Genomic DNA, 26,620 nt, shown 5'->3' with positions numbered 1-26,620 from the left:
TTTACCTTTTCTCCGGCTGATCACTCGGATACGTAGCATTATCTTTATTTTCAACATCCCAACTAATAATGGTCGCACTATCTCGTCCGAATTGATGATGAACATGTTCTAAAACATTGTGAACATTTTCTTTAAGTTTAATATTATTTCTATTCATATTATTATACAGATTTAATGGCGTTTCATATCGGCGTTCCCCGCATTCTAATACCCCATCTGTCACCATTACAATTCGGTTCTTTCCAGTACGTAATTCACGAATACCTGATGAATAGCAAGGAACAGGTAAATCAAATGTGTTTACATTTCCAATCCATTCGTAAAAATGACGTTGATTTAATGCATATTGCCCTAACTTATGTAACTCTTCATGAAATACATACACTAAACAATCACCAATAGAAAGCCACCATATATAATTTTCTTTTCTTACACATAGTAAGCAAGCTGTTTCACCTTTAATTCTTTGGCATTTTTCTTTAAATGAAGAGGATTGAAAAATTGAAAGTATATGATTTTCAACAGATCGAAATACTGTATCAATTGGTTCATTCAAAATTATTCTTATATTTTCATATTCTTTTTCGATTGTATTTACTACTAAATCAACACTTTCCGCACTATTATGTCCATCTAAAATAGCTGTAAACTCCCAATCATCATTCGGCCAAACTAACGCACCATCTTCATTCTTTTTCGCTCCAGCACTTATATTCCCGCCATATTTACCAAGTACAATATCACCATATTGCTTAACTGAAATTTCTCCTAAACACATTTCTATATTTCCAACCCATGAATATTGTGTATTATTTGTTGTATGCATACTCATTTACCATATACTTACGTATTCTTTCGCATAGTTTTTTTATTTTCTCTTCATCACCATATGGTGCACCAGTCCATTTCGCTACTTCGGTTGGTGACCAAAATTCTTTTGGTGTATTGGGATAACGTGGAATAATGTGCATATGCATATGTGGTACACCATTTCCTGAAACAAAAGTGTAAATATGCTCTGCACCTTCGCTTTCTTTTAGCGCTTTACTTACTCTACTTGTTATAAGTCCTAACGCTTTCGCTTCTTCATCTGTTAGTTCAGCAAGGCCAGGTACATGTCTTTTTATATCTATCATTACATAACCTAGGTATGTTTCTTCACTATCCCAGTAGACATGTCCAACGTAAACGAGTTCATCTTCGTAAATAGCTCCACCTGGAACTATAATATTTCCTTTATGTTTTTCGCAAATGAAGCAGTTTTGTTCTACTTGATTGTTTGTTGACATATCCATCACCATCCTTTTCATATATAATATCACAAAAAAAGGAAAAACAAGTTCCTTATTCCGAATTTTCATTCTCTTTATACAGCAATTTTTGAAATGAATTTACACCTCATTATTTCTTCAAAAACGCAATCCCAATTATAATCCCAATCACAATTCCGATTACTAAATTATTTGTAAAGTGCCCTTGAAATACACCGATTACAACCCCTATACCGACACCTATTGCCAAAGCATCATTTCTTTTTTTATTTTTAGCCAAAATTGCATCTCCTCCCATCATTTCTCCCTAAACAACATGCATTCACTTAAATGTATTAATATACGCACTATCTCGCTTGAATCTTTTCAAAAAAAGCACTTTAACTTCATATAATATTTTCCATTTTCTGTACATACTCCTTTTATAATGAAAAAATTTCAAGTAACCATTAAATATATATAGGCATTTACTATAAGAAAGATCCGTAATTTATTGACGGAGGAACGATTCAAATGCATCCTCATTGGAATCCAAATATAAATCAACAGTATGTTTATTCCCCCCATCCTGTAAGGAATACATTGCATCATGATTCACAATATATGATGCCGCGCATCGCTAGCCTTGAAAGTCAGTTAGCTAAATTAATCTCATTAATCGAAGAAAATAATCAATTAATTAAATCCATGGAACAACAGCAAAACCAAGTTTGTGCACCAGCTGGAGGTTCTGTTATCGTTCGTATGTAAACTGGATGCAATAAAAAACACACTTTGTAGTATAAAAGTGTGTTTTTTGGTCATTATTTTCTTTTCGTATGGAACCCTTGTGTAATTCGGTCTAATATAATTGCGATTACTACGATAGCTAATCCAGCTTCAAATCCCATTCCGATATTAACTTGTGTTACCGAGCGATATACATCAACTCCAAGCCCAGGAGCTCCTACAAGTGACGCTGTTACAACCATTGATAACGAAAGCATAATGCTTTGGTTCACACCAGCCATAATCGTTCCGGTTGCAAGTGGTAATTGTACTTTAAATAGTTTTTGTGATGCTGTGGATCCAAATGCATTCGCTGCTTCAATTAAATCTTCTGGAACTTGTCTAATTCCTAAGTCAGTAAAACGAATTGTAGGTGGCATTGCAAAGATTACCGATGCAATAATTCCAGGTACTACACCAACTCCGAAAAATGTAATCGCTGGAATGAGGTATACGAATGCCGGCATTGTTTGCATAAAATCTAATGTTGGTTTTAAAAATTTTGAAAAACGTTCATTTTGAGATGCTAATATTCCAATTGGAATTCCGACAATAATTGAAATAATAACAGACGTAAGTACGAGTGCTAATGTTTGCATCGTTTGTGCCCAGTAGTTAATATTTAAAATAAACAATAAGCCGATTAGTGTAAAAATAATTAATGATACTTTTCTCGTTGTGTACCAAATGAGGAAACAAAGGATAATAATCATCAATATGGCCGGTATTATTGTTAAAAAATTAGTGAGTAAATCAACGAATCCGCCGATAATATAAGAGAAACCTCGGAATATGCCTTCAAGGTGCTCATATAAACTTGCAACAAATGAGTCGACCCATTCTCCTAAAGGAATACGTGGTATATTATTCATCGTCTTTCACCTCTTCCTCAATGTTTCCTGCAAGAGCTTGAATGACACTTTCACGTTTAATAATTCCTCTTAGCCTTTTCTTCTCATCGATTACTGGTAACGGATATTTCATCTCCGCCATTTTTGCATATGTCTCTTCCAGTAAAGTATCTAAATACACATGCGGAATATCATTAAGTAATAAATCAGCAATCGGCCATTGTTTTTGAACTGCTTTACTCGCATCATCCGCGGTTAATATACCTAAAAACTCATACTTTTTATTGACAACATATACAGTTGAAACACCTGCATTCCTCATAATTTGAAGGGCTACACGTGGTCCACGATCAATTAATAAAGTTTCTGGTCGTTTTAATATAGATTCCGCTGTAATTACTTTTCCTAAATTCACATCCGCAACAAACTTTTCTACGAATTCATTAGCGGGGCTCATCATAATTTCTTCTGGCGTTCCAATTTGGACAATTTCTCCATCTTTCATTAATGCGATACGATCCCCAATTCGAAGCGCTTCATCTAAATCATGTGTAATAAATATAATCGTTTTTTCCATTTTATCTTGTAACTCTAACAATTCATCTTGCATTTCTTTTCGAATAAGTGGATCTAATGCACTGAATGACTCGTCCATTAGTAATACATCTGGATTATTCGTTAGTGCTCTTGCGATTCCAACGCGCTGCTGCATACCACCACTAAGTTGACTTGGATAATTATCTTTATGATGATCGAGTCCTACTAACTGTAGCGATTCTAACGCTTTTTTCTCTCGCTCTTCTACCGAAACCCCTTGTATTTCTAAACCATATGCAACATTTTGTATAACCGTACGATGCGGAAATAGAGCGAACTTCTGAAATACCATACTCATTTTCGTTCTTCTTACTCTCCGTAACTCTTCTTTTCCCATCGTTGCGATGTCTTCACCATCTATGTATATATGACCTGCAGTTGGTTTAATCAATTGATTTAACATACGAACTAGCGTAGATTTCCCGCTACCAGACAAACCCATAATAACGAAAATTTCTCCAGAGTATACCTCAAACGTTGCTTTTTTTACACCAACGTTCATTCCTGTCTCTTTTAAAATTTCCGATTTGCTTTTCCCCTCTTTTAATAAAGAAAGGGCTCTTTGCGGATGTTTCCCGAATACTTTTGTTACGTTTTCAACACGCACCTTTGTATTATCCATGTCACTACTCCTTTTCTACCCATCTATTCACATAGTGTTGCGATTTTGCAAAGAAATATTACATAAAAATGACATTCATAAGATTTCTTTAAAATTCTCGTTTCCGTTCATAATAAGAATGCTTACTTATACATTTATTTTATAAGGCAAACACTACTTAGGAGGTTTTCGATGCGAAAGAAAATTTGGTTTATATGCCTTGCATTATTTATTACTATGATTTTCACTTCATGTAATGCAACAAATGCAAATTCGAAAGGGAAAATTAAACTTGGTGTAACAAGTTGGAAAGAAAATATTGCAACTGCAAACATGTGGAAAGTTTTATTAGAAGAAAAAGGCTACAAAGTTGAGCTCATGTATTTAGAAAAAGCCGCAATTTGGACTGGTGTCGCTCGTGGTGATGTTGATGCGAATTTAGAAGTATGGCTACCCGTTACGGATAAGCCGCTAAACGATCGTTATAAAGATGATATTGTCTTAAAATCAAAATGGTACGAAGGTACTGGACTTGGTCTAGTCGTACCTTCCTATGTGAAAAATATTAACAGTATTGAAGACTTAAATGCTCATAAAGATGAATTAGATAATAAAATTGTCGGTATCGAACCTGGTAGTAGTCTTATGAATTTAACGAATAAAGCAATGAAAGAATATGATATAAAACTAAAACTTGTCCAATCCTCAGAAGCTGCGATGATGAGTGAATTAAAGAAAGCATATACGAAAAAGAAACCAATCGCTGTTACGCTTTGGAATCCGCATTGGGGTTTTTCAGAATTTGACTTAAAATATTTAAAAGACCCTAAGAAAGTATATGGTGAAAAAGATGACATTTATTACTCCGTTCGTAAAGGTTTCGAAAAAGATCACCCAGATGTTATAAAATACTTTGATAAATGGAAAATGACCGATGAACAACTTGGTACGTTAATGGTCATGTTAAATAAAACAAAAGATCCTGAAGAAGCTGCGCGAAAATGGATTAAAAAAAATCAAGCATTAGTTGATGAATGGGTAAAAGATTAATAAAAAGGCTAGAGAATTAACATATCCTCTAGCCTTTTCATCTTATTTTTTCGTAACAACATCATCTACAATTCCATATTCCTTAGCTTCTTCTGCGGTCATAAAATAATCTCTTTCTGTATCATGCGCTACTCTTTCAATCGGTTGGCCTGTTTTTTCTGCAATCATTTTATTAATATCATGCTTTAACTTTAATATCCTTTTTGCTGTTATTTCAATTTCTGTTGCTTGCCCCTGTGCACCACCAAGCGGCTGATGAATCATAATTTCACTGTTAGGGAGCGCAAACCGTTTTCCTTTTGCTCCTGATAATAATAACAATGCACCAAATGATGCCGCAAAGCCCATGCATAGCGTTTGTACATCTGGTTTAATTAAATTCATCGTATCTAATATTGCAAAACCTGCTGTCGTTGAACCTCCTGGGCTATTGATATATAAATATATATCTTTTTCTGCATCTTCTGCTTCTAAAAATAATAGTTGAGCTACGACACTACTCGCTACTTGATCATTAATTTCTGAACCGATAATAATAATGCGGTCTTTTAATAGCCTTGAATATATATCATAGGAACGTTCTCCTAATTTTGTTTGTTCTACTACATATGGAATTGCATTCATTTTAAATCCCCCCAATACTTGTTATGCAACGCAAAGCATACAACTGTAGGAAGAAGGTTCTTTTACACTAAATAATAAGACTGGCTGTTTAGATGGTAACTTAGTAAAATCTATTGTCGGAAGAAGTTTCGTTAACAATTCCGGTCTTTCCTCACGAATAGACGTTACAACAACTTCAATATCCTCTGTGAATTCGACTATCTCGATCCCTTCTTCACTTACAGTTTTCAGCCTATTTCTACTCCGAAATAAAGAAGCTTTCACTGCACCTTCTGATACAGAACACAATTTAGCAATATCAGCGATACTATATTGAAAAACATCTTTTAATAATAAAATTGCGGATTGCTGTACATTTAATGAAGACAATACTTTCCCTACCATTTCATGCAAATCTGCAATGTTCTCATGTGGTTCTTCAACAGTGATTTGTTCTCTTATTTTTTCATGAACAGACTTAGACTTCATCTGATCTAACCAACGATTTCTAGCTATTTTATAGACGAGTGTCATACAAATATCTTTATTTCTATATTTTTGAAGCACTTTACACACCGTTTCTTGGGCGAGATCTTCCCCATCCCATTTGTTTTTCGTTAAAAAAGTACAGTATCTTTTTAGCTCTCCATATTGTTCAATTAAAAAATTTATATTTGAATGATTCATATCGATATGATTCTTTAAAACATGAGTTACTTTTGTGCACAAAATAACCACTCCTTTTCAGCGCTTACTTAATAAACGATTCTACATTTAAAAAAGTTACGGGGGTATAAAAAAATAATGTTTATGTTCAAGAATTCGCGGTCATAAATATGTTATGTACAATTTTACGTGAGGAGGAACAAATTTGCCAAAATTAACAATTGAAGGTGCGGGAACTTTTGATGTGAAAGAAGGAACAAAGTTAGTATTAGCAATTGAAGATAGCGGTGTCAACATTCTCCATCGTTGCGGCGGGAATGCACGTTGCACGACTTGTAGAGTAGAAATACTAGCAGGTGATTTCTGTGAAGCGAGTGCGAATGAGAAACATGCAATGACGGAAAAAGGGATTGAAGATCATTTACGATTATCTTGTCAAATGCGTGTACATAAAGATATAGTCGTTCGTCCGGTACTTACAGTTGAAAATTCAAGTCTTGATGCTGGGCCACGTCCGGCGGAGTAAAGCGATGAATTTAAAACAACTCGCTGGCGAATATGCTGCTAACTTTGTAAATGATGGCATGAAGATTGGGCTTGGTACAGGTTCTACTGTATATTGGACAATACAAAAATTAGGTGAGTATGTAAAAGAAGGATTATCATTTCAAGCTGTACCGACATCAAAGGAAACTGAAGCATTAGCACAGCAACTAAATATCCCCCTAATTTCGTTAAACGACGTACAAAGTCTTGATCTTACAATTGATGGAGCGGATGAAATCGATTCAAATTTACAACTTATAAAAGGCGGTGGTGGTGCATTACTTCGTGAAAAAATCGTTGCCTCTTCCTCTAAAGAACTAATTATCATTGCTGATGAATCGAAACTTGTAACACATTTAGGTAATTTTCCATTACCTGTTGAAATCATCCCTTTTTCATGGAAACAAACCGAAAATAAAATTCAGTCTTTAGGGTGTCAAACAACATTACGTTTGAAAAATAATGAAACCTATATAACCGATAACAATAACATGATTATCGATTGTATATTCTCTAATCATATTTCTAATCCTGCCCATTTACACACCCAATTAAAAATGATTACTGGTGTAGTTGAAACAGGATTGTTTATAAGTATGACGAGTAAAGCAATTATCTGCACTAAAAATGGGATAAAGGAATTGTAATAAAAGCTGACTTTTTAAAGTTGGCTTTTTAGTATGTTCATCTTCTCTTAATAGCACTTTATTATGATATACTATGAAAACACAAGCTGATTACACTAGAAAGGACTGAACATTTTGCAATCCAAACTTATAACAGAACTTACTGATTTAGAAACTGCCTTTCACATTCGAAAAGAAGTATTTGTAAAAGAACAAGGTGTCCCTCTTGCAGATGAATTCGATATATTCGATGAAATCGGAGAGCAATGTAAACATATTTTAGTTTATTATCATGAGTTTCCTGTAGGCACAGGGCGTATACGATTTGTTGATGGTGTCGGAAAATTAGAACGTATTTGTATTTTAAAAGATTATCGTACATACGGATTAGGTAAAGTTATCATTCAAACGTTAGAAGAAATTGCTCGTAACGAACAAGTTACAAAAGTGAAGCTACACGGTCAAACACAAGCTGAAGGATTTTATAAAAAATTAGGCTATCAAACTTCTTCTGATATATTCATGGAAGATAGCATTCCACATATACTTATGACGAAAATGTTATCATAATAGAAAGGTGACTATATTGTTTATTCATATAGTCACCTCTCTGTATCTTATTCACTTGAAAGTCTCTTTAGTGAATATTCCAATGAAAGAACTTTTAACTTGAAAGCAAAGAACCTAGCATACATAGTCTTAAAACACCCTTAATGAAATTGGCATTCTCTAGTTTTCTATTCGCACTATATTCTGTTTGCTTTCACTTTAAAAAGAATATTTTATTAAACTCACTATGAATTGTTGTCTAAAATCTCTTGTCTTTCTTCTCTTATTTGACCGATTAATGAAACTACTGAACCAACCGCTTGAATCCAGCTCCCCGTAATCACTATAATCTGTCCATCCTCCTCATTTCCTTCCGAAATTTCTTCCACTTTATCCCGACTAGCTTTCAATTCATCTATTCCACCTATTGCCTGTAATGAATTTCCAGTCGCTTGTAACACATTCCCAACAATGTTATACGATTCATCTATGTCGGAACTATCCTCTAATTCACCACCTATTGATGTAATACCACCTAATGCTTGAATCCAATTCCCTGCAATCACTACTTTTTTTTGTGTATTATCTTCAAATTCTATAATGAGTCCTGTTAAAACCGTTACATTACCAATTGATTGGATTTCATTACCAATTTTTTCAAGAGATATTTCCCCTTGTCCATCAGCTTCTAGGCCGTTCCCTGTTGCCTGTAATACATTCCCCCATACGTTTAAATCTCTTCTTAATTCGTCATTCAATTTTTTAAAAGGTGTACTACCAACCGCAGCAATAATTGTCCCTATTGCAACAAACCAAGCACCAACTATCTCCTTAATCGGATCATCCATTTTCAATCTATCCCGTCATTAATTTACTACTTACAGGATATGAATTTATGCATCTCCATGTTAATAGCCTACTTCTCTCCATTTGAATAAAAATCAATATTTCTTTAATATTATAAATACATCTAGTGTGACATCCCTGTTTGCCGTTAGCTTTTGCTAACGGCTCATTTATTTTTTTCTTGCTTCTCGGAGAATTCTCTAAATACGTTTCCCAATACGTACACATTCTTTATTCCTCCTCGAATACAATACATAACTCAATATAATATCTATATATCGATTAGTTACACTTGGCTAACTGCTCCTTTATTTATAGTAAAATTAAATTTCTATAATTTTTTTAAAAATCCATCTCGACATCCATAATTCCAAACATTTAAAATCAAAAATATAATTTTATCATCACAGGAAAATTTTCTGAATAACTTTCTTGTTAAAAAGTTTTCACCTTAAAATTTGACAAGCATATGTTATTGAATGGAGATTCTCCATTCATAAGATTCTTACCTTTCTTATCTAGAGCACACTTTAATGTGTGCTTATTTTTAGTTAGAAACTACAACATTCTCAAATAGTATGCATATCAAATTGTTTTTTCAATTATTTTCAAGAGCGGATATTATTCTTTAGTACAAGCACTCTTTCCTTTTAATTAATACTATATATTGATATTCCAAAGAAAGGAGAGCAAAATAATTATGGCTAATTATTTTTATAAAGATGGTAAAAAATATTATAAAAACCAATCGTATTCGAACGATCAAAAAAATAACTGTTTTATTGAAACTCATACGATAACTGGTTCTGAAGAAAATGCAAATGGAAATATACCTTTATCTGTTTTCCTTGAAACCACCGCTCCACAAACTGTATTTGAGGATTTCACAAACAATCATAATAAAACATTAATTCAGTTATTCGTTGTCGGGATGAGTGCACCCGTTCAAGTAACTATTCTAACAAGAAAATCTAGCCGCCCAATTACTACAACATTACAACCTGTTCAAACAAAAATATTTCAAGTTGAAGATTTTCAAAGTCTTACTTTTACGAAACAGGAAGGCCCTACTAGTATAGTTAGTTTATTTGTGCAAAAAACATTTTGTATTTGCTGTAACGATAATAAAGATTCGTGTGATGAATATCATCAAGATTGTAATTAATAGATTAACGCACCAAAAGAACCCGTTTTACAAAGGGTTCTTTTTATTTCACTCCATACATTTTCAAAAACATTTTAGAATCATACACAACGATTTTTCTATAAATCTCTCCTTTTCCCGCTATTTTATTAAAATAACACTTTAGTTTAATTAATTACGGGACTTATCATCATTGAATGAAGGGAAGTAAAATTTAGAAAAAAAGACGACGCTGAATACGTCGTCTTTATTATAAATAGAAAAGCGAATTCTCAAGATTCCCTTTTGCATCAAAGCCCATCATCTCTTAGTTCATGCCTAGGTAAAGCTTACACTGTTTTCCATAATGATAATGCATAAATCCAGTTTGGATCACCATTTCCTTGATAACTCTGGACTGCTTCATATACTTTTCCTTCGTGTAGAACTCTATCTCCCTTTTTATATGCTTTTTTTGCATCCCACGCTTCATATGAAGCGCTTTCAGCTTTTGTAGTAATTGTGAATATATCACTCTGTACGGATTCATTTCCAGCTACATCAACAGCTTTCACTACATATTTATAAGTAGTATTAGCAAGCAGATTTTTATCCATATAAGAAGTTGTATTGGATGTTGCAATCTTTTTCATTAATCCTTCTATTTCTCTATAAATATCATAATGGTCTACACCAATGTTATCGTCAGATGGACTCCACATTAAATCCACACTTGATGCTGTCGTTCCCATACTATGTAATCCTTTTGGTTGTGTTGGTGCTTCTGTATCAGGAGTCGCAACTGTTGTTTTTACTGTAAGCGCTGTACTTTCTTTCGATACATTTCCAGCTGCGTCAATTGCTTTTACAGTATAAGAGTATTCTGTGCTTGGTTGTAATTTCTTATCAATAAAATGAGTGCCTAGTATTGTATCTATCATCTCTCCGTTACGGAAGATTTGATATCCTTTTACCCCTACATTATCCGTAGAAGAGTTCCATGTTAGTTCTACACTATTCGCTGTTACTTTTTTCGTCTGAAGTCCATTTGGAATACTTGGCGCTTCTATGTCTGGTTTCACATCATTAATAAGATTAACATCAATTACATTATAGAATGCATTTGCTGTATCAGCTACATCCCATACTGCTAAAATCACATGATATCCACTACGATCAGTAGGTACATTAATTTTATGAGTTAAATTATTTGAAGCTGCAGAACCATCGTGTTGCACAGTTCCAATTGGTTCAAAATCTGCTCTTGTTAGCGCTTTATTTGGATTCCATCCTTTTTTAGTAATATAGTAATGCCACTTACTCGTTAAGTGAGGCGCAGTATACTTCCAAGTAAATGTATTTTCCCCACCAGTGATTGTATTTTTAAACCAACGATTTGCTGTTTGTTGATCTAAAATACCACCAAATTTTCCGCCTGCTGAAGCAATTTGTCCATCTACTGGACCACCTTGTGGGAACCCTTTTGGAGCTTCTAAACTTTGTGGTTCATACATAACACTTCCGCAGTTTACATTTAGCGCACCATAAGTTGGACTACATAAAGCGGATCGGCTACCGGGCTTTTCAACAAAACCGTGCGCATAAGCATTTTGAGGAATAAGTGTCGTACTAATAATTCCAGCTGTTAATGCTACAGCTCCTAAACTTTTTTTGTTCATTTTCATGTTTTGTAGTTGTTTTAAAAATCGATTATTCATGTTCATGTCTCCTTCTTGTTATACTTTGTAGTGGAATGTGGGCTTTGATGTAAAAGAATAACAAGAGACAAACTTGTACCGATGTATGTATTAATTATGCATACACCGCAGTGAAAATATATTTTTTCCTTGTGAAATATTTCACTTTATGAATATATCATGACATAGAACTCGCCTAAGCATGTGCAGAAGTTGTGCAGAAACAGTGAAATTATTACTAACATATAAAACCACATCCTGAAATCATAAAGTAAAACTTTAATTAGTTGGGGTTTTACGGTCGGTTAATACGGGATAAAATAAAAGTGTGCAGCAGAAATTGTAGACTTAGTTCTCAAAATTCACATTTAGTATTTTCATTTTTTCCATTTAAACAATTCTTCTCTTCTTACAACAGAAAAGTGTCTATATCATTTAATATAGACACTTTTTTCATGTATAACTTTATATTTATTACTGACCTACAAATGTGAAAATTTCATCAACAGCTTCCTTATATCCACCCGATGTTCGGAATGATTCCTTCAAATTCAAAGCAGCCTCTTTATATGAAGGGTTATTTAAAATTAACTCCACACTTTCACGCAATTTCTCCACGGTTAATTCATTCATATGTAATTGAACTCCTGCTCCAAGACTCTCCACTTGCTTTGCGATTGCTGGCTGATCTGCACTTTGCGGTATTACAACGAGCAGAACCCCGTTATATAGTCCTTCATGCGTACTGTTCATCCCGCCGTGTGTAATAAATAGTTTCGTATAAGTAAGCAGTTCGGTTTGAGGCACATAGTGTTTCACAATGAAGTTTTTAGGAATTTCGCCTAGATTACTTATTTTCGTTTTATTACCAATAGACATAACAATTGTATGCTCACTATTCTCAAAGGCCTTCATACACAGTTTATAAAAGTCAATCGCTTCATTAAAAACAGTACCTAATGAAATATAAATCGGACTTTTTTCTTCAATTGAAGTAAAATCAACGTCTCTGTTTTTCACGTGTGCAGAGATAGATGGTCCTACAAATTTATATGTTTCATCAAACGTATCACCAAAAGGCTGGAACTCCTTAATTGTATACACAATAGTAAGGGGTGCAGGATTACAGAAAACTTCATACTGTGATTTTATTTCAACACCATATTTTTCAGCAATTCCCTTCGTTAAGTTTTGAAAATCATTCTGTATTTTATCATGAATTTCTACTGGAATATTTTTTGACAGATGACCTAACATTTGTTCAAAAGATTTTTCATCCTGCGCAAAAGATGTACATGAATTTATGGATGGCAGTTTAAGAATTTGAGCAATTAAGTGCCCACAGCCAAACATAGAATCATGAATTATGTAATCAAAATGTTCACCTTCAATTTGTTCTAGAACACTAGGTATAACAATATCCGCTGTATGTAGAAGACCGTTTATTCTTTCCTGTAAATAATTTCTGCCTCCAGATAGAAACGCTTTTATAAATTTTTGATCATCAATCGTTCGTACAGTAGCACCTGTCTTTTCAATCCGCTCCCTGAAAGCTTCTATTGAGAAATAAACGACCTCTTCACCGCGAGAAATCAATTCTTCTACAACCGGTAAAGTTGGATTTATATGTCCTTCTGATCCAGCGTTAATACATAAAACACGCGCCATTATAAACACTCCTTACGTTAAATCATTTCTATGTTAGCGAGAGTATGGATTCTCTCCATACTCTTTTCTTTGTTGTTCGTATCATATTCCTGCTAAATTGACCTAGCAAGTCTAAAACCGAGATCTTCTATATGAAATGTGGGATGGCTTCGGCGACGACAAGTAGCGCCGCAACCTCTCGCTGCCTCCGCCCAACTACCTCCACGAAAAATGCGGTATGATCCGTATACTTTTTCATCATACAAATCATAGCACCATTCCCAAACGTTCCCTAGCATATCATAAAGTCCCCATGCATTCGGTTCCTTTTGGCCAACGTCATGAATTTGTCCATTTGAATTTTCATTATACCACGCTATATCAAGAAGTTTCCCGTATGTATATCCGGTTGTACTTGCTTTACATGCATATTGCCAATCTGCCTCAGATGGTAATCGGTAGCCATTCGAATCTAAATTAAATTTCACAATTTGACCAACATCACTAATAGAATAATATTCTTTTAATCCCGCTATTTTTGAAAGTACATTACAAAACGCAATGGCATCGTTCCATGAAATATTTACAACTGGTTTATGATTTTTTTCAAAATTATTTAATGTACTATTTGTAATAGCATCATATAGTTCCATTGTTACAGCATACTTTGCAAGAAGAAATGGTTGAATTTGTACTAGCCATTCTTTTTTTATTCGATCATCTCTTAATACTACCTCTCCAGCTGGAATATTGACCATTAATGAATCGATTAGTTGAATTAAATCGTTAGTCATTTTCTATTCCTCCAAACGTTCATTTTATATGAACTTATAGTCATATACTCATTACAAAATACAATTTTCAAAAAGCGTTAAATTTTTCATAATAAAAAACGATTAGTTTTATTAAACTAATCGGTAAGATCCACAAAGAATTTTTGTGTTACATTCTATTATTATATGTGCTCTAAAAATTTCCGAACCTCATTTGGAGATTTTAAAACAATAACCTTTTTCTCTTCGGGCAATTGCTCTAACTCTTTTAAAATTGTAGGTCGTTTAGCATTAGGATATTCCCATATCCATTTAAAAAATTGCAAATCAAATCTTTCTTCACACCCCGCGCCCATATCTGGTCTTGTTTTATTTCGGTATTTTACAATTCTTTTAAAAGCACGATAAATACAAATTGTTCTATGAATATCAAGGAAAATAATTGTATCAGCTGCATTCAGTCTGATACCCATCGTCCCGCCATAATTCCCATCAATAATCCACTTCTCATCTTTAATTAAGTTATTTTGAACTGTTATTTGTTCTTCTCTCGGAACACCTTCCCAATTCGGTTTCCAAAATAATACATCAAGATGATGCACCTTAATATTTAATTTATTTCCTAACTGTCTTGCTAGTGTAGATTTTCCTGAACCACCAGAACCAATTAATATTATTTTTTTCATACCTTTACGATACCTTCTATAACTTCTTCAATATCTTCCTTATTAGCAAAGATCCAGAAGAACATTTCTTCATTTAACTTTAATAAATCTGGTAACTGGACAAAATAAGCAATAAAGATAATTTGAATTGAAAGCATAACATACCAAATAGCTTTTAGTTCTTCTTTCGTTAAATCATTTTGTTTATAATAACCTTCAAAGACTTTGCTAACGATATGTAACCATTTTCCTCTTAATCTTTCATCACTAAATACCTCGCTTAATACACTTGTACAGCAATAACATATATCAAATATTTTTACATTATTTTCTAAAATATCGAAATCTATAAACCCTTCCAGTTTATCATCTTTAAAGATTACATTTGATAGATGCATATCACGATGAATAATTTGTCTCGGTAATGGATGGACCGTTTCCTTGAAATCTGTGTGCATTCGCTCCATCTTTTGAATTACCTCTCGATGAACATACTCATTCTTTTCTAAAATTGGTATAGCCCATTCAAATACCGTCTTATATAAATTTCTTTTTATTAACTCATGATCACTATTCACCGAATATAATGCTTTGTGCAGATTAGCTATTTCTTCTCCAATTGTACTTGCTAGCCTTTCCAGCTTATCCGTATCTTTTATTTCTAAAACACTTCCGGCAACATACTCATATAAGCAATAATATTTTTCTTTATATAATACATATTGTTCATCATTTTCTGTCTTTACTACTCTCTGTACTTTAATTCCCTTTTCATACAGTTGATCCAAAACATCGAATTCAACTAGAAGTTGGTCTATCGATCCCGTTCTCTTTAAAATATACTCTTTATTCTTGCATATAACCTTCGCTACTTTTGGTTGCATTACAGTAGCTGTGACATGTTCATTTTGAAACCAAAACTTTGCAATTTCCAGTGCTTGTTCCATTTACAAATACTCCTTTTACAATTCTTATTTCTTCCGAAAAATAACCTCACACAGTATTCCCACTCCAACACCAATTGTATAAGCCACTAAATCACTCCACAAAAAACCGTATCCCAACACGAGTCCACCCAAAGTCGTTGCACGCATGCTATCTATCCATTCAGCATGATACAATTGGCTCACTTCAATCCCGTAGCAAAACATTAAACTAATAAAAGACAACTTCTTCGTCTCTGTTTTAAGAAACAAAAATCCAAAGCCAGTGAAAATCATTAATGCCCATAAAGCATCGCCTAAGTAATCATTTAATAGATGTGGTAGTGCAAAAGAAAACTTCCTTGAGCTAAGACCTAAAATAATAACAACTATAGTAAATAGTGCATATAATACTCTATTTCGTTTCGTATTCATTTTAAAGTCTCCTAATATATAATGTATAACTGTAAATAGCTAGTAAAATAAAGTTATTTTACTAGCTATTTATTAGTTGCTTTTATGATAAGAAAATGTGGATTCATATTTAGATAATAATATGATTTTTCGTCTACTTCTTTCATCTTTTCAACTGCCTTCGGTTCCACTATCTCTTCTAATACAAAATAATTTGTAGTTTCATTTATTATGTCTTGTAGTGACCTTCTGAAAAACTTGACTTCAATAGTAATATTCGGTTTAACCCAAGTATCTATTAATAACTGTTTTTCAAAATAATTTTCACATGGAAACTTTGTGAAATCCATAAAAGGATGATGAATAGAATAAATAAGTTCTCCATCTGGCTTCAGTACACGACGAAATTCTTGAAATACTTGATTCCAATTTTCTAAGTAATGAAGAGTTAACGAACTTACAATCACATCATACGTACTATCTTCAAATGGCAATGTTTCTTGCAGATCATGACAAAGGAACGTTGCTTCTTCTCCTATATTTTCTTTTGCTGCTTTTACCATTTCAGGACTTATATCAATTGCTGTAACATTTGCTCTTCTTCCTATGAATTGAGAAGTATACCATCCAGCTGCACATCCAGCATCTAGTATCTTTTTTCCTTCTAGTTCCTTTGGAATAAGCTCCATCATCGCCGGTCTTTCATAATAACTGTTATATGGATTTGCGAAATCTAGATTTTCTTTATATGTACTCGCTAATTTATCATACGTATCTTTAATCGAATCTTTCATTACACACACTCCTAATACATATTAATTCATTAACTCCTGCTGCTTTTTCTTTGAAAATGATTGTAGTACTAAATCATACGACCAATCAATCATTTTATTTATTTGCTCCTGTTCTATACCCTTACGAATATAAACGGTATTCCAATGTTTTTTATTCATATGATACCCTGGAATAATTGTTTCTGGATAATCTTCTCTTATTCTTAATGCGACTTCTGGATCACACTTCAATGTAATCGCAGCTTTTTCACCTTCTTCATGATTTACTATCGCAAATATTTTATTATTAAGCCTCATACATGTTGCACTCCAACCATCTGGAGAATCTTCTGTCGCTTTTCTTTTCGATAAACAGTACGCTCTTGTTGCATTCATTTTAATTGGCACCTCTTATTCTTTCCCTGTTTGATTACGATGCATCACAATTTGCTTCGTTGCTTGAAATTGTTGCTCACCATAAAACTTTATTAGCTTCTCTCCGCAAAATAGACTAACAATATCAATATGAGATATTTCTCGAAGTAATATTGTAAGCATCTTCTCTCCAATACCTTTATTTCTTACACTCTCATGTATGACAACATCTTCAATGTATGCTCGAAAAACACCATCAGAAACGACTCTAGCAAATCCAATTAATTCATTTTCTTCCCATACTCCAATTGCTATACTATTCTTTAACATTATTTCAATATCGACTTCTTTTCTTTCTGGCCACCAACCGACAGAATCATAAAGTTTTTTTATTTTTTCTGCACAGACTGGTTGTTCTTGTTGCAATTTATACGTGTACATATGCTTTCTCCCATCAACCAGTATACATAATATTATTATCCCGCTATTTGCCGTGCAGTAAGACCCCACCTCAAAATTCAGCAAAAGCAAAGAAGTTTGGTGGGATCCGGCTACCCGTAAAACCCCCACTGATTAAAGTTTCACTTTATAATCTCTTTTCAAAAAAGTGCTGACTATGACCTTTCGGGTGATCTTCAACGACACCATACTCCCTGTAACCATGCTTTTTATAAAATTCTGGTGCTTGGAAACTAAATGAATCTAGCAATATTAATCTACACCCTTTTTCCTTCGCAATACCTTCAATTTCATGTAAAAGTTGGCTACCATAACCGTCATGACGAACTGATTCATCAACCCATAAAAAGTCGATATGAAGGTGATAAAAATACATCGTACCTGTTACGCCACCAAAAATTTTTCCTTCTTCATTTTTTACTACGAGGCTTACTTCTTCCATCGTCTGTCTTGCCTCATCTGTTAAGATGGACATATTATATTGAATAACTTTATTTTTAATATATTCTCCTTCAGTGCGTGTACCGTTCTTTATATGTTTCATATATATTGCTTCCTTTCAGCTCAGTAAGCTACATTTTATTTTTTCTCTTTAAAATACTAATACATACGAATCCACCATATGTAACAAAGCATGAAAAGCCAATTATCCCTGGTACAGAGACATAGCCTATCCTTATGTAACTTATAACTGCGAAACAAGTGATAGACAATAAAATAGATGGCCAAAATATAAGAGCTGTTTTTCTTCGCCCTCGTTTCGATTTACTTTCTTTCTTTTCAGAAACACGTGTACCAAAAAGCAATACAATACAAATAAGGATTGCTGCAAAGTAAATTGTATCTAATGACAAATTGTGATTAGATAGTGCGATTCCAACTTCAAGAGCAATAATCGTTAAAATTAAAATAATGATTGTTGAAGTCTTTAAGTTTCTTTTCAACCGCTCACTCCTAGCATGTTTTCACTATATTCTTTGTATATGTACTTTAAAACTACTGTAAAAGCTTCATCTACCTCTTTATTTTCACGTCGATTCGGTAAATCTTTTCCCCCAATCACATAAAGAAGCGGAAATTCGTTAAACATTCCTATTATACCAATATTTATTGTAGCTGTGAGCAATCCACCTGTCATATGAGCTAAATGATAATATGGGATTTCTTCATACTCTCCTTGTTGTCTTACCATGCCACTAATAATTGGTTCCCATAATTCTGGTTCTGATTTATAACCTTGAAAGGTTTGTATCAAAAGGGCAAGAACTTCATTTAAGTCTCCAATATTTTTCTCATCTCTAGCATTCTCTTGTATATGAATTTTTGAAAAGTACGTTTGTACATACATTTTCACAGCATCCCATCCACCACAGTGCATTACAACTGACTGTGCAACGTAACTATCATGACAAGCTATCATTACCTCGACCGCTTGACTAAGTGTTAAAGAAGTTCTTCCTTGTAAATGCGGATATAACTGCGTACTATCTTCATGCGGATTAAATTTAATGTGATGAAGTATATCATTCCAATTATGTTTATTTTCCTTCACCATTTGTGCTACTACAAATCCAATAACTAATTTTGCTGCTGATGCTAACGGAATATTTAATTCACTATTATATGAAGCAACTATACGATTGTTTTTTGTAGAATAAATTTCCATTCCCACATAATTAGATTGTACCTCTTTTATTTTATTTATGACAGTTTCCATTTCCATCCCTCTTTTCATATCGTTATATTAACTTCTAATAATTCAATATTGAATATAAAAAACCTTTTCATCAGCTATTAAAATAAGAAAAAGGTAGCATGAATTTTTTCTTGCTACCGAAAAATATTTATTCTTCTATAGGATTTTCAGGACCGTTAAGCTCCAGCTGATAAAAAGCTAAATCTAGCCATTTATTAAACTTATAACCAGCTTTTTTTATTGTCCCTGCATGAACAAATCCATAGTTTTGATGCAAGGCAATACTTTTCTCATTCTCTGCATCAATTCCAGCAATTAAGGTCATATACTCTCGTTCCTTCGCAATTTTAATTAATTCTTTCATGAATAAAGACCCAATGCCATTTTTTCTATATGTCTTATCTACATACACAGAATGTTCAACTGAATATTTATAAGCAGGCCACGCTCTAAATGGGCCGAATGTCGCAAATCCTACTACTTTATTATCTAATTCGTATATAAAAATTGGATACCCTTCGGCCTTTTTTTGTTCATACCAATCTATTCTATTTTCAAGGGTTACAGGTTTATACGCATATACAGCTGTTGTATAAAGTATCGCATCGTTATAAATATCTAAAATGTATGCTAAATCTCTTTTCGTTGCTTCCCTTATCATTGTTTTCTTCCTTTCATCATGTTCATCTTATTTCACTATCTTTTTAATAGTTTTATTTTACCGAAATTTCCGATTTTTATCTACGTACGAATACTAGCTTTTCGGAAACCATCAAATATATTTATTGCAGCAGATAACGTATAGAAGAAAATTCCTCCCCCAATGAGCCACGTTTTAAACTCCTCTGTGGAAATAGTAAATGCATTTGCCAAATACGTAATAAATCCTGTGTTAAATAAATGTGGATTTACTACAATTACAATGAATACTATCGTCCCAGCTACTTGAAGAATAGCATTTCCAATCGCCAATCTTTGCGTCCATTTTCCTTGCACTAATTTATAAAGGGATATACCTATTTCAAAAACGATCATAATTACAACAATTGGCCAGTACTGCAGTAAAACATCTTGATTAAAAGTTGGCGAGACAAACTTCAGTCCATTTTCCGTACCATTGTATACGCCAACGAGATGATTCGCATAGAAGTAAAGTGTAGCCCATATTGCCGTCCACATTAGACCTCCAAACACTTCAAACTTTGAGATCGCCTTTTTCTTCGGGATATACGCAATATTTTTCAAATCATCTGGCGTCCATTTTTTTAAACTTGTTGTTAATGGTTGTGGGTCCTTTTCTTTATCCGTTCTTTCTATAACAGCAAACACAACTGTCAGCCAGAAAAATACTTGGAAACCTACTTCAAACGTTCTTCCAATGCCTTCACCTATCAATTTTAAAATAACATTTAATACAGCCTGATCACCACTATAACTAATAAAATTTTCTGCAACCATTGAAATAAGCGCAATTACAACTGCGATTGGTAAGATCATTTTTAATAATGTCATATATACATCAAAATAACGTGGTCCAATTAAATGCATTGGTCTATCCAAGTACCCATTAGCTAATGCAACTGGACTTCCCAATTTTTCAAGAACTCTTTTTTCATCATCTTCATTATAATCATCCGGTAACATATCCTCGATTGTTGACCGTAGTTCAAGAATAATATCTTCACGATTTTTTTCAGGTAATCTCTTCGCTACTTCCTCGACATAAATATCAATTAAATTCATTCTTGTCCTCCTTTAATAAGTTATAAAGTTCCTTCGAATCCTTTATCCATTCCTTTTTTAACTGCAAAAATATCTCTAATCCGTATTCACTTAAAACGTAATACTTACGCGGTCTACTCTCCGTTTTATCCCAACTACTCGTCACTAGCTCTTGCTTTTCTAATCGGCGAAGTAGTGGATATAAAGTACTTTGATCGATTGTGATCCCTGATTTCTCCAATAATTGGACAAGTGAATACCCATACTGCGGTGTTCTTAACTGGCTTAAAACCGCTAATGTTAATGTTCCTCTTCTTAGTTCAGTAATTAACGAATTTAATAAAGCATCCATTCACTCACCTCTTTTCCATTACTATATGTCATACAGTATATGTTTTATACTATGTATCGTACAGTATTAGTGTGATAAAAACAATATTTTTTACAAAAAAACGGATAATAAAACACACTAACTATATGATTTGCGCTTTTCTCACTAACATATATAACATACTTATCTTTTTTAATCAGTGGGGGTTTGGTTCATTCCCCACTGATTATCAGCCCTCACCAATCGAGCTGTCTGTTAATGCGGGATAAACTCTCCGTTTTCTTTATGCAATGGAACAACCTCTACAATCGCCTCAACATTAATTACTCCGTAAACATGCGGATATTCTTGACCGTTAGAAGCAAGTTCATATTTTACTTCTGCTTTTAATAGGGCTGGATCAATTGTAAGTAATAAAACATCTTCTTCATGCTTGAAATATTTTTCTGCAACTTTTAAAGCTTGATCTACTAATGAACAATGAATAAATCCCTCTTCTATAAGTGAATCTTCATTAATTTCTCCAATTATTTTTGCGATTTCCCAATTACTTTTCGTAATTACTTTTGTAATCATAGTAACTCTCCCTTTTTAATTTATGTAATGATATAATAACACTAAATTTTCAACACGTTCTTAATAGATTGGGGGACTTATAATACATAAACCTCACACTGCATTACAAACCATTATTATAAATATGAATACAAATGAACATTGGCATGATTTTATTTGTTACTGTCAGCATCGCGAAGCGGGACTTCGAAAATTAGCTTATAAACATTTAGAGACATTTATTTCAAATGCAAAGAAATGGGAATCAAAAGATCAAGAAGAGTTTGCCATTTCGCTGTTTACTATTTTAGATGCATTAAACGAAAAAGATGAGGTCTTAACTTTCTCACTAAATAGTTTTCTAATTGATATTCTATATAGATGGACAGAAAACAATCCGATTGATTCAAGACCTTTTAGATGGATAGGAATTTATATGGACTCTAGCAATAAAGAAGACGATTTAGAAAAATCCCTTCGAAAAGCGATTGAATTAGGTGGTTATACCGAACAAAAAGCCATGATATACCTAGTTTCTAATTACATCAATACTTTAGAATTTGGTACAAATGAATTCCCTTCAGGTTATTGCGGAGATTTAAGCGAATGTATAGAAAAACTTCCCTATATGCTGCAATTAATTAATAGAATTCAGAATAAGAACATAAAGAAGCTACACATTGGTCAAATACAAGTACAACTACAACTACAACTACACCTTATTCTAGATTGGTTAAAACATACACAAATTCCAGTAGATGCCGTTCGTATACGGGAAAAAGGACAAACTAAGGAATTAGAAAAGGTCATTGTATATTATTTATACAACAGCTCAAGTCGTTAATTCATCTTGTACAGAGATAATGAATTTGTTTAAAAAACGCCAGTCATGTTATTCAAAAATCGGGTTATATAACGGAATAAATTATTGTAAAAATTAGAAACATTTGAAATAATCGTTATTAAGTTGAAGCAGAGCGAATGCAGAAAAAGGTGATACGACTTTTTCTTACTTAAGAATCGCGAAACAGTTAAAAATTTTAATTAATTATATTCCGAAAGGGTGTGTGTAGTATCTTATCAACTAATGTTTTTACTTATAAATCTAAGGATGGAAAAACAGTAATAATTAGAGAAGCTAAAGAACAGGATGCAGAAAGAATACTAGATTCTGCTTCAAAAGCTTTAATAAACGCTCCATACACGCTAAGTACGGTTGAGGATGTAAAAAAGGTGCGTATCGATGCTATTCAAAAAACGTTAAAAGCTTATCATGAAAATCCAAATTATGTACAGTTTATTGCTGAAGTTGATGGTAAGTTAGTCGGTGCAATAGATTTTAAGAACGGAAACAAAGAAAAAATTAGTCATCAAGGGGCTTTTGCGATGACCATACTACCTGAATATCGAAATTATGGTATTGGAAGAGCTCTTCTAGAAACGTTAATCAATTGGGCTAAAAATAACAGTAAGATTGAAAAAGTTTGTCTTGAGGTAATGGAAGATAATCTAGGTGCAATCCAGTTATATAAGAATCTAGGCTTCTTTGAAGAGGGTAGAAAAGCAAAGGGTGTAAAATTGGATGATAGCTATCAAAATTTAATATTAATGGCTTTATTCGTTTAAAATTGAACATTATTCAACAATGGGCGATATTGTTGAATAAAACTTAGATTTTCAAACGACTTTATTGTTATATTTTTAAGTACAGTGAAGTATCTTATATCGAAAATTAAATAACTATGTTTTAACCCCGTCCTAAATTTAGAGCGGGGTTATACTTGTTTTAGGTTTTAAAATTAAATAACTTTATTGTCATTTTACACATCTACCATTTCAATATAAAAAAGAGGATTTTCATACAGTACTAGAAAATCCTCTTTTTATATTTATCCCACATTAGCTTGCAGTAAAACTCCCCACTGATTATAGTTTCACTTTATTTTAATCCTTTAATTAAAGGTGACGCTTCCCCACTATGGAAAATCCATAAATCATGAAGTGATCTCGTACATCCGACATATAGTAACTTTGCATCATGTTTTGTGTTTTTGTAATGTTCTTCATCCACATCAATTAAAAGCACCGCATCAAATTCTAAACCTTTCGCTAAATAGACAGGTACTACTGAAATACCACCTTCATATTTACTTTGATCTGCTTCAATAACGTTTACAGCCAATCCTGCTTTTGTTAATTTCTCATATATATCGCGGCATTCATCGTCTGTTCTTCCTATTACCGCAATGGTTTTCACATCTTCGTTTTGTAGATGTTTTAACGTCTTCATAATCTCATTAAATTGATCTTCTGCATGGATTACCTTAACATCTTCACCACTGCGAAAAACTGGTGTTGCGAGCCCAACTGGAATCTCTGCATTTTTAATTATTTCGTTCGCAAATTCTATAATTTCTTTTGTAGAACGATAACTTCTCGTCAGTTCATAATAACCTGTTTCTTGGAATACTTCTTTAAAAGCACTCCAATCTTCAATTCCTTGATAATCATAAATTGCTTGAGATAAATCACCTAATATAGTAAAAGAATTACCTAGTGTAATTTCTTTTAATACATAAACTTGGAATGGTGGAAAATCTTGCGCTTCATCAATAACGACGTGATGGAATTTCTGTCCGATTTCAATACCTGTTATGCGGTGATGTATGTAAATTAAAGCTGGTAAATCTTCTACATACACTTCTTTTTTACGACAACTCTTTTCAGTTTCTTTCACAAGTTCTTCAGGCAATACTTCGAGTATTTCTTTACTTTTCAATATTGAACTATATAGTGAAAGTGGGCTCATTTTCGGCCAAAACTTCATATAAGTGTTCAATCTCTTTGTCGCTTCTTTTTTTAATAATTTCTTCTCGTTTGTTTCTCCATACTTTTTCAGTTCAATTTCAATCCAGCGCTTCATTCGGCCGACTAATCTTTCTCTTCTTTTCTTTAATGGATAATGTTTATATTCAACTTGCATCCATTTTTTTATGTCTTCTACTGGAATAATAGCTTTGTCCCATGCCTCAAAATCACTTGTTGGTATTAATTCATTTTCAAATTGAATCATTCTCTCTTCAATAAAGAACTTAAATTCCAGTGTACCTTTCAATTTACCGAGCATAACCTTTTCTTCATCACGATTAATTGAAAATGCTTCTTTCAATTTTTCTTCTGTCTGCTTTAGTTTCACTGAATCATCTAACGTGCGTAATGCCCAATCCGGAAACGTTGTTTGACTAATATTCCCTACACCTAATTCAGGAAGTACACTCGAAATATAGTCTAAAAACAGACTATTCGGCGCAAATACGATCATTCTCTCAGCTTCTAGCTGCTCACGATATTCATAAATCAAAAAAGCAAGGCGATGTAAAGCAATTGTTGTCTTTCCGCTCCCTGCAACCCCTTGAATTAATAATGGCAAGTTTCTTTCCGCACGAATAATATCATTTTGTTCCGATTGAATCGTTGAAACAATATCCTTTAGTTTATTATCTTTATTCTCACCTAATCGATATAGAAGAAAATCATCGGCATGTGATACATCTTCATTTCCTTTTACATATGTATCAACGACACGTTCAAGTTCTCTTTTTCGAATAGAAATGTTTCGTTTTAAATACACATCACCTTCTACTAACCCATCTGGTGATTGATAAAATGCTAATTCTTCTCCACCGGTAAATGAATAAAACATACTTGCGACAGGTGCTCTCCAATCAATAATGATTGGTTTCATCGTGTCCATATCCGAAACCCCTACTTTTCCAATATAAATCGGCATAGCTGCTTCTTTACCATCTTCCTGAAAATCTAACCTTCCAAAGTACGGCTCTTGCACACCAATACGTAAATTTTGTCTATTAGACTCTCTCATACTTTCAAGAATTTGCTCCTTAAAATCTTCTCCATAATAAACTGGGATTTTTTCAAGCTTATCCAATTGCTCATCCATCGTATGCAAAGTATCCTTCATTTTTTGTAACTCATCTTCAAATATGTTGCTCATTTCGACGATTCCCTCCTGTCCGTTCTAATTTTTCAGTCGAAGTATCATTGTATTAAAAATCCAATCATAAAGTCAATAGTTTCTATTTAAATTTTCCGAAAAAACTTACTTTTCATCTTTCTAATTTAAAAAGAATATGCAACATTTAAATCACACAACTACACATATATTAAATTGATGTATACAAAAACGACAATTATTCACACAATAAAAGTAAAAAGAGTAAGGATTTAATGAACTGCACCCCAATTGTTAGACACAGTCTAACAATTGGAGGTGCAGTTTTTCTATGGCTAAATTTACAGCTGATGAAAAAATACAAATCGTTCTACGTTATTTGAACGGAAATGAAAGTTATCGAGAAATGGGTAGATCGCTCGGTATAAGTGACACAATCATTTTGAATTGGGTAAACCAATATAAACAGAATGGTCTGGAAGCTTTTCTAAAACGATGTACAAATTACACACAACAATTT

35 protein-coding genes are annotated in these 26,620 nt (G+C 33.2%); 9 read left to right on the top strand and 26 right to left on the bottom strand.

All coding sequences use genetic code 11. From position 1 onward, the window contains the following. Position 1: 1 nt before the first annotated feature. The 3 genes from MR160_RS14540 to MR160_RS14530 form a co-directional block, all read right to left on the bottom strand. Positions 2-832 carry a PP2C family serine/threonine-protein phosphatase gene (locus MR160_RS14540; RefSeq protein WP_098832640.1) on the bottom strand — a complete coding sequence of 277 codons (831 nt, stop codon included), beginning with the start codon at positions 830-832 and terminating at the stop codon, positions 2-4. Further along, on the bottom strand, positions 810-1,310 hold the full coding sequence (locus MR160_RS14535) for an HIT family protein (RefSeq protein WP_057187477.1): 501 nt from the start codon (positions 1,308-1,310) through the stop codon (positions 810-812). The genes MR160_RS14540 and MR160_RS14535 overlap by 23 nt, the downstream gene beginning before the upstream one ends. 91 nt (positions 1,311-1,401) lie before the next feature. Continuing rightward, complete coding sequence (locus tag MR160_RS14530) at positions 1,402-1,569, bottom strand: glycine zipper domain-containing protein (protein ID WP_000508401.1); 168 nt, start codon at positions 1,567-1,569, stop codon at positions 1,402-1,404. A 215-nt stretch (positions 1,570-1,784) separates the two neighbouring features. Between MR160_RS14530 and MR160_RS14525 the strand changes: the two genes are divergently transcribed. Then, positions 1,785-2,021: a hypothetical protein gene (locus MR160_RS14525; RefSeq protein WP_000553346.1), complete on the top strand. Its 237-nt coding sequence runs from the start codon at positions 1,785-1,787 to the stop codon at positions 2,019-2,021. A gap of 53 nt (positions 2,022-2,074) precedes the next feature. Here MR160_RS14525 and MR160_RS14520 read toward each other — a convergent pair whose 3' ends face one another. Together MR160_RS14520 and MR160_RS14515 are read right to left on the bottom strand one after the other, a co-directional pair. Continuing rightward, a complete protein-coding gene (locus tag MR160_RS14520) occupies positions 2,075-2,911 on the bottom strand; it encodes an ABC transporter permease (protein ID WP_001059837.1) in 837 nt (278 codons plus the stop codon). Beyond that, positions 2,904-4,109 carry a quaternary amine ABC transporter ATP-binding protein gene (locus MR160_RS14515; RefSeq protein ID WP_000370608.1) on the bottom strand — a complete coding sequence of 402 codons (1,206 nt, stop codon included), beginning with the start codon at positions 4,107-4,109 and terminating at the stop codon, positions 2,904-2,906. The genes MR160_RS14520 and MR160_RS14515 overlap by 8 nt, the downstream gene beginning before the upstream one ends. A 171-nt stretch (positions 4,110-4,280) precedes the next feature. Between MR160_RS14515 and MR160_RS14510 the strand changes: the two genes are divergently transcribed. Further along, a complete protein-coding gene (locus MR160_RS14510; RefSeq protein WP_001227626.1) occupies positions 4,281-5,138 on the top strand; it encodes a glycine betaine ABC transporter substrate-binding protein in 858 nt (285 codons plus the stop codon). 42 nt (positions 5,139-5,180) lie between these two features. Here the strand turns inward: MR160_RS14510 and clpP are convergent, their stop codons facing one another. Both clpP and MR160_RS14500 read right to left on the bottom strand, forming a co-directional pair. Then, on the bottom strand, positions 5,181-5,762 hold the full coding sequence (clpP, locus tag MR160_RS14505) for an ATP-dependent Clp endopeptidase proteolytic subunit ClpP (protein WP_000991620.1): 582 nt from the start codon (positions 5,760-5,762) through the stop codon (positions 5,181-5,183). Positions 5,763-5,783: 21 nt separating this feature from the next. Beyond that, positions 5,784-6,470: an RNA polymerase subunit sigma-70 gene (locus tag MR160_RS14500; RefSeq protein ID WP_000337517.1), complete on the bottom strand. Its 687-nt coding sequence runs from the start codon at positions 6,468-6,470 to the stop codon at positions 5,784-5,786. Between the two features lie 142 nt (positions 6,471-6,612). Between MR160_RS14500 and MR160_RS14495 the strand changes: the two genes are divergently transcribed. The 3 genes from MR160_RS14495 to MR160_RS14485 all read left to right on the top strand — a co-directional run bounded on the left by MR160_RS14495 (position 6,613) and on the right by MR160_RS14485 (position 8,149). Next, positions 6,613-6,933: a 2Fe-2S iron-sulfur cluster-binding protein gene (locus MR160_RS14495; protein WP_001125391.1), complete on the top strand. Its 321-nt coding sequence runs from the start codon at positions 6,613-6,615 to the stop codon at positions 6,931-6,933. Positions 6,934-6,937: 4 nt separating this feature from the next. Next, on the top strand, positions 6,938-7,600 hold the full coding sequence (rpiA, locus tag MR160_RS14490; protein WP_001049995.1) for a ribose 5-phosphate isomerase A: 663 nt from the start codon (positions 6,938-6,940) through the stop codon (positions 7,598-7,600). Between the two features lie 114 nt (positions 7,601-7,714). Next, on the top strand, positions 7,715-8,149 hold the full coding sequence (locus tag MR160_RS14485; protein WP_001190875.1) for a GNAT family N-acetyltransferase: 435 nt from the start codon (positions 7,715-7,717) through the stop codon (positions 8,147-8,149). 224 nt (positions 8,150-8,373) lie between these two features. Here MR160_RS14485 and MR160_RS14480 read toward each other — a convergent pair whose 3' ends face one another. Then, entirely contained in the window at positions 8,374-8,976 is a 603-nt protein-coding gene (locus tag MR160_RS14480) for a DUF6944 family repetitive protein (RefSeq protein WP_000342603.1), read from the bottom strand. A 7-nt stretch (positions 8,977-8,983) separates the two neighbouring features. Then, positions 8,984-9,202: a hypothetical protein gene (locus tag MR160_RS14475; protein ID WP_000337734.1), complete on the bottom strand. Its 219-nt coding sequence runs from the start codon at positions 9,200-9,202 to the stop codon at positions 8,984-8,986. A 472-nt stretch (positions 9,203-9,674) separates the two neighbouring features. On the opposite strand from MR160_RS14475, the gene MR160_RS14470 reads away from it, so the two are divergent. After that, positions 9,675-10,139 (top strand): hypothetical protein, encoded by a 465-nt coding sequence (locus MR160_RS14470; RefSeq protein WP_000024965.1) that lies wholly within the window; start codon positions 9,675-9,677, stop codon positions 10,137-10,139. Between the two features lie 308 nt (positions 10,140-10,447). Here the strand turns inward: MR160_RS14470 and MR160_RS14465 are convergent, their stop codons facing one another. From MR160_RS14465 to MR160_RS14390, 16 genes are all read right to left on the bottom strand, one after another. Beyond that, positions 10,448-11,815, bottom strand: a complete 1,368-nt coding sequence (locus MR160_RS14465) for a lytic polysaccharide monooxygenase (RefSeq protein WP_001065141.1) — start codon at positions 11,813-11,815, stop codon at positions 10,448-10,450. Between the two features lie 453 nt (positions 11,816-12,268). Beyond that, a complete protein-coding gene (locus MR160_RS14460; RefSeq protein ID WP_000124873.1) occupies positions 12,269-13,462 on the bottom strand; it encodes a macrolide family glycosyltransferase in 1,194 nt (397 codons plus the stop codon). 92 nt (positions 13,463-13,554) lie between these two features. Then, a complete protein-coding gene (locus tag MR160_RS14455) occupies positions 13,555-14,235 on the bottom strand; it encodes a formylglycine-generating enzyme family protein (protein WP_242297642.1) in 681 nt (226 codons plus the stop codon). 161 nt (positions 14,236-14,396) lie between these two features. After that, the gene (locus tag MR160_RS14450) at positions 14,397-14,900 is read right to left on the bottom strand and encodes a DNA topology modulation protein (RefSeq protein WP_000720571.1); all 504 of its coding nucleotides are present in this window, start codon (positions 14,898-14,900) and stop codon (positions 14,397-14,399) included. Then, positions 14,897-15,826 carry a phosphotransferase enzyme family protein gene (locus MR160_RS14445; protein ID WP_000434085.1) on the bottom strand — a complete coding sequence of 310 codons (930 nt, stop codon included), beginning with the start codon at positions 15,824-15,826 and terminating at the stop codon, positions 14,897-14,899. The genes MR160_RS14450 and MR160_RS14445 overlap by 4 nt, the downstream gene beginning before the upstream one ends. A 24-nt stretch (positions 15,827-15,850) precedes the next feature. Continuing rightward, entirely contained in the window at positions 15,851-16,237 is a 387-nt protein-coding gene (locus MR160_RS14440; RefSeq protein ID WP_001093452.1) for a ribosomal maturation YjgA family protein, read from the bottom strand. A 65-nt stretch (positions 16,238-16,302) separates the two neighbouring features. Further along, on the bottom strand, positions 16,303-17,010 hold the full coding sequence (locus MR160_RS14435; RefSeq protein WP_000655259.1) for a class I SAM-dependent methyltransferase: 708 nt from the start codon (positions 17,008-17,010) through the stop codon (positions 16,303-16,305). Between the two features lie 21 nt (positions 17,011-17,031). Then, on the bottom strand, positions 17,032-17,385 hold the full coding sequence (locus MR160_RS14430) for an MmcQ/YjbR family DNA-binding protein (protein WP_000994625.1): 354 nt from the start codon (positions 17,383-17,385) through the stop codon (positions 17,032-17,034). Positions 17,386-17,400: 15 nt separating this feature from the next. After that, positions 17,401-17,805 (bottom strand): GNAT family N-acetyltransferase, encoded by a 405-nt coding sequence (locus MR160_RS14425; RefSeq protein ID WP_000288980.1) that lies wholly within the window; start codon positions 17,803-17,805, stop codon positions 17,401-17,403. Positions 17,806-17,950: 145 nt separating this feature from the next. Beyond that, positions 17,951-18,367, bottom strand: coding sequence for a GNAT family N-acetyltransferase (locus MR160_RS14420; RefSeq protein WP_000680538.1), 417 nt, complete (start codon positions 18,365-18,367; stop codon positions 17,951-17,953). 28 nt (positions 18,368-18,395) lie between these two features. After that, entirely contained in the window at positions 18,396-18,767 is a 372-nt protein-coding gene (locus MR160_RS14415) for a hypothetical protein (protein ID WP_000827988.1), read from the bottom strand. Continuing rightward, positions 18,764-19,540 (bottom strand): serine hydrolase, encoded by a 777-nt coding sequence (locus tag MR160_RS14410; protein ID WP_242297641.1) that lies wholly within the window; start codon positions 19,538-19,540, stop codon positions 18,764-18,766. The genes MR160_RS14415 and MR160_RS14410 overlap by 4 nt, the downstream gene beginning before the upstream one ends. A gap of 127 nt (positions 19,541-19,667) precedes the next feature. Then, positions 19,668-20,180, bottom strand: coding sequence for a GNAT family N-acetyltransferase (locus MR160_RS14405; RefSeq protein ID WP_000617519.1), 513 nt, complete (start codon positions 20,178-20,180; stop codon positions 19,668-19,670). A gap of 80 nt (positions 20,181-20,260) precedes the next feature. After that, the gene (locus MR160_RS14400; RefSeq protein WP_001048843.1) at positions 20,261-21,262 is read right to left on the bottom strand and encodes an HAAS signaling domain-containing protein; all 1,002 of its coding nucleotides are present in this window, start codon (positions 21,260-21,262) and stop codon (positions 20,261-20,263) included. Further along, positions 21,249-21,593 (bottom strand): PadR family transcriptional regulator, encoded by a 345-nt coding sequence (locus MR160_RS14395; protein WP_000339346.1) that lies wholly within the window; start codon positions 21,591-21,593, stop codon positions 21,249-21,251. Before MR160_RS14395 ends, MR160_RS14400 begins: the two co-directional genes overlap by 14 nt. 234 nt (positions 21,594-21,827) lie before the next feature. Continuing rightward, positions 21,828-22,148 carry a DUF952 domain-containing protein gene (locus MR160_RS14390; protein ID WP_000629079.1) on the bottom strand — a complete coding sequence of 107 codons (321 nt, stop codon included), beginning with the start codon at positions 22,146-22,148 and terminating at the stop codon, positions 21,828-21,830. A 124-nt stretch (positions 22,149-22,272) separates the two neighbouring features. Between MR160_RS14390 and MR160_RS14385 the strand changes: the two genes are divergently transcribed. Together MR160_RS14385 and MR160_RS14380 are read left to right on the top strand one after the other, a co-directional pair. Then, positions 22,273-22,971 (top strand): hypothetical protein, encoded by a 699-nt coding sequence (locus MR160_RS14385; RefSeq protein ID WP_242297640.1) that lies wholly within the window; start codon positions 22,273-22,275, stop codon positions 22,969-22,971. 221 nt (positions 22,972-23,192) lie between these two features. Next, complete coding sequence (locus MR160_RS14380; RefSeq protein WP_000337120.1) at positions 23,193-23,753, top strand: GNAT family N-acetyltransferase; 561 nt, start codon at positions 23,193-23,195, stop codon at positions 23,751-23,753. A 313-nt stretch (positions 23,754-24,066) separates the two neighbouring features. Here the strand turns inward: MR160_RS14380 and MR160_RS14375 are convergent, their stop codons facing one another. Continuing rightward, the gene (locus MR160_RS14375; RefSeq protein ID WP_000065164.1) at positions 24,067-26,142 is read right to left on the bottom strand and encodes a HelD family protein; all 2,076 of its coding nucleotides are present in this window, start codon (positions 26,140-26,142) and stop codon (positions 24,067-24,069) included. A gap of 289 nt (positions 26,143-26,431) precedes the next feature. On the opposite strand from MR160_RS14375, the gene MR160_RS14370 reads away from it, so the two are divergent. Continuing rightward, positions 26,432-26,620 (top strand): transposase (locus tag MR160_RS14370; RefSeq protein WP_242297637.1); only part of this gene is annotated, 189 nt, incomplete at its 3' end.

The sequence above is a fragment of the Bacillus cereus group sp. BfR-BA-01382 genome, from assembly GCF_022663475.1.
In the GTDB taxonomy this organism is placed as follows: Bacteria; Bacillota; Bacilli; order Bacillales; family Bacillaceae_G; genus Bacillus_A; species Bacillus_A thuringiensis_S.
This window is presented reverse-complemented; position numbering and strand designations above follow the sequence as displayed.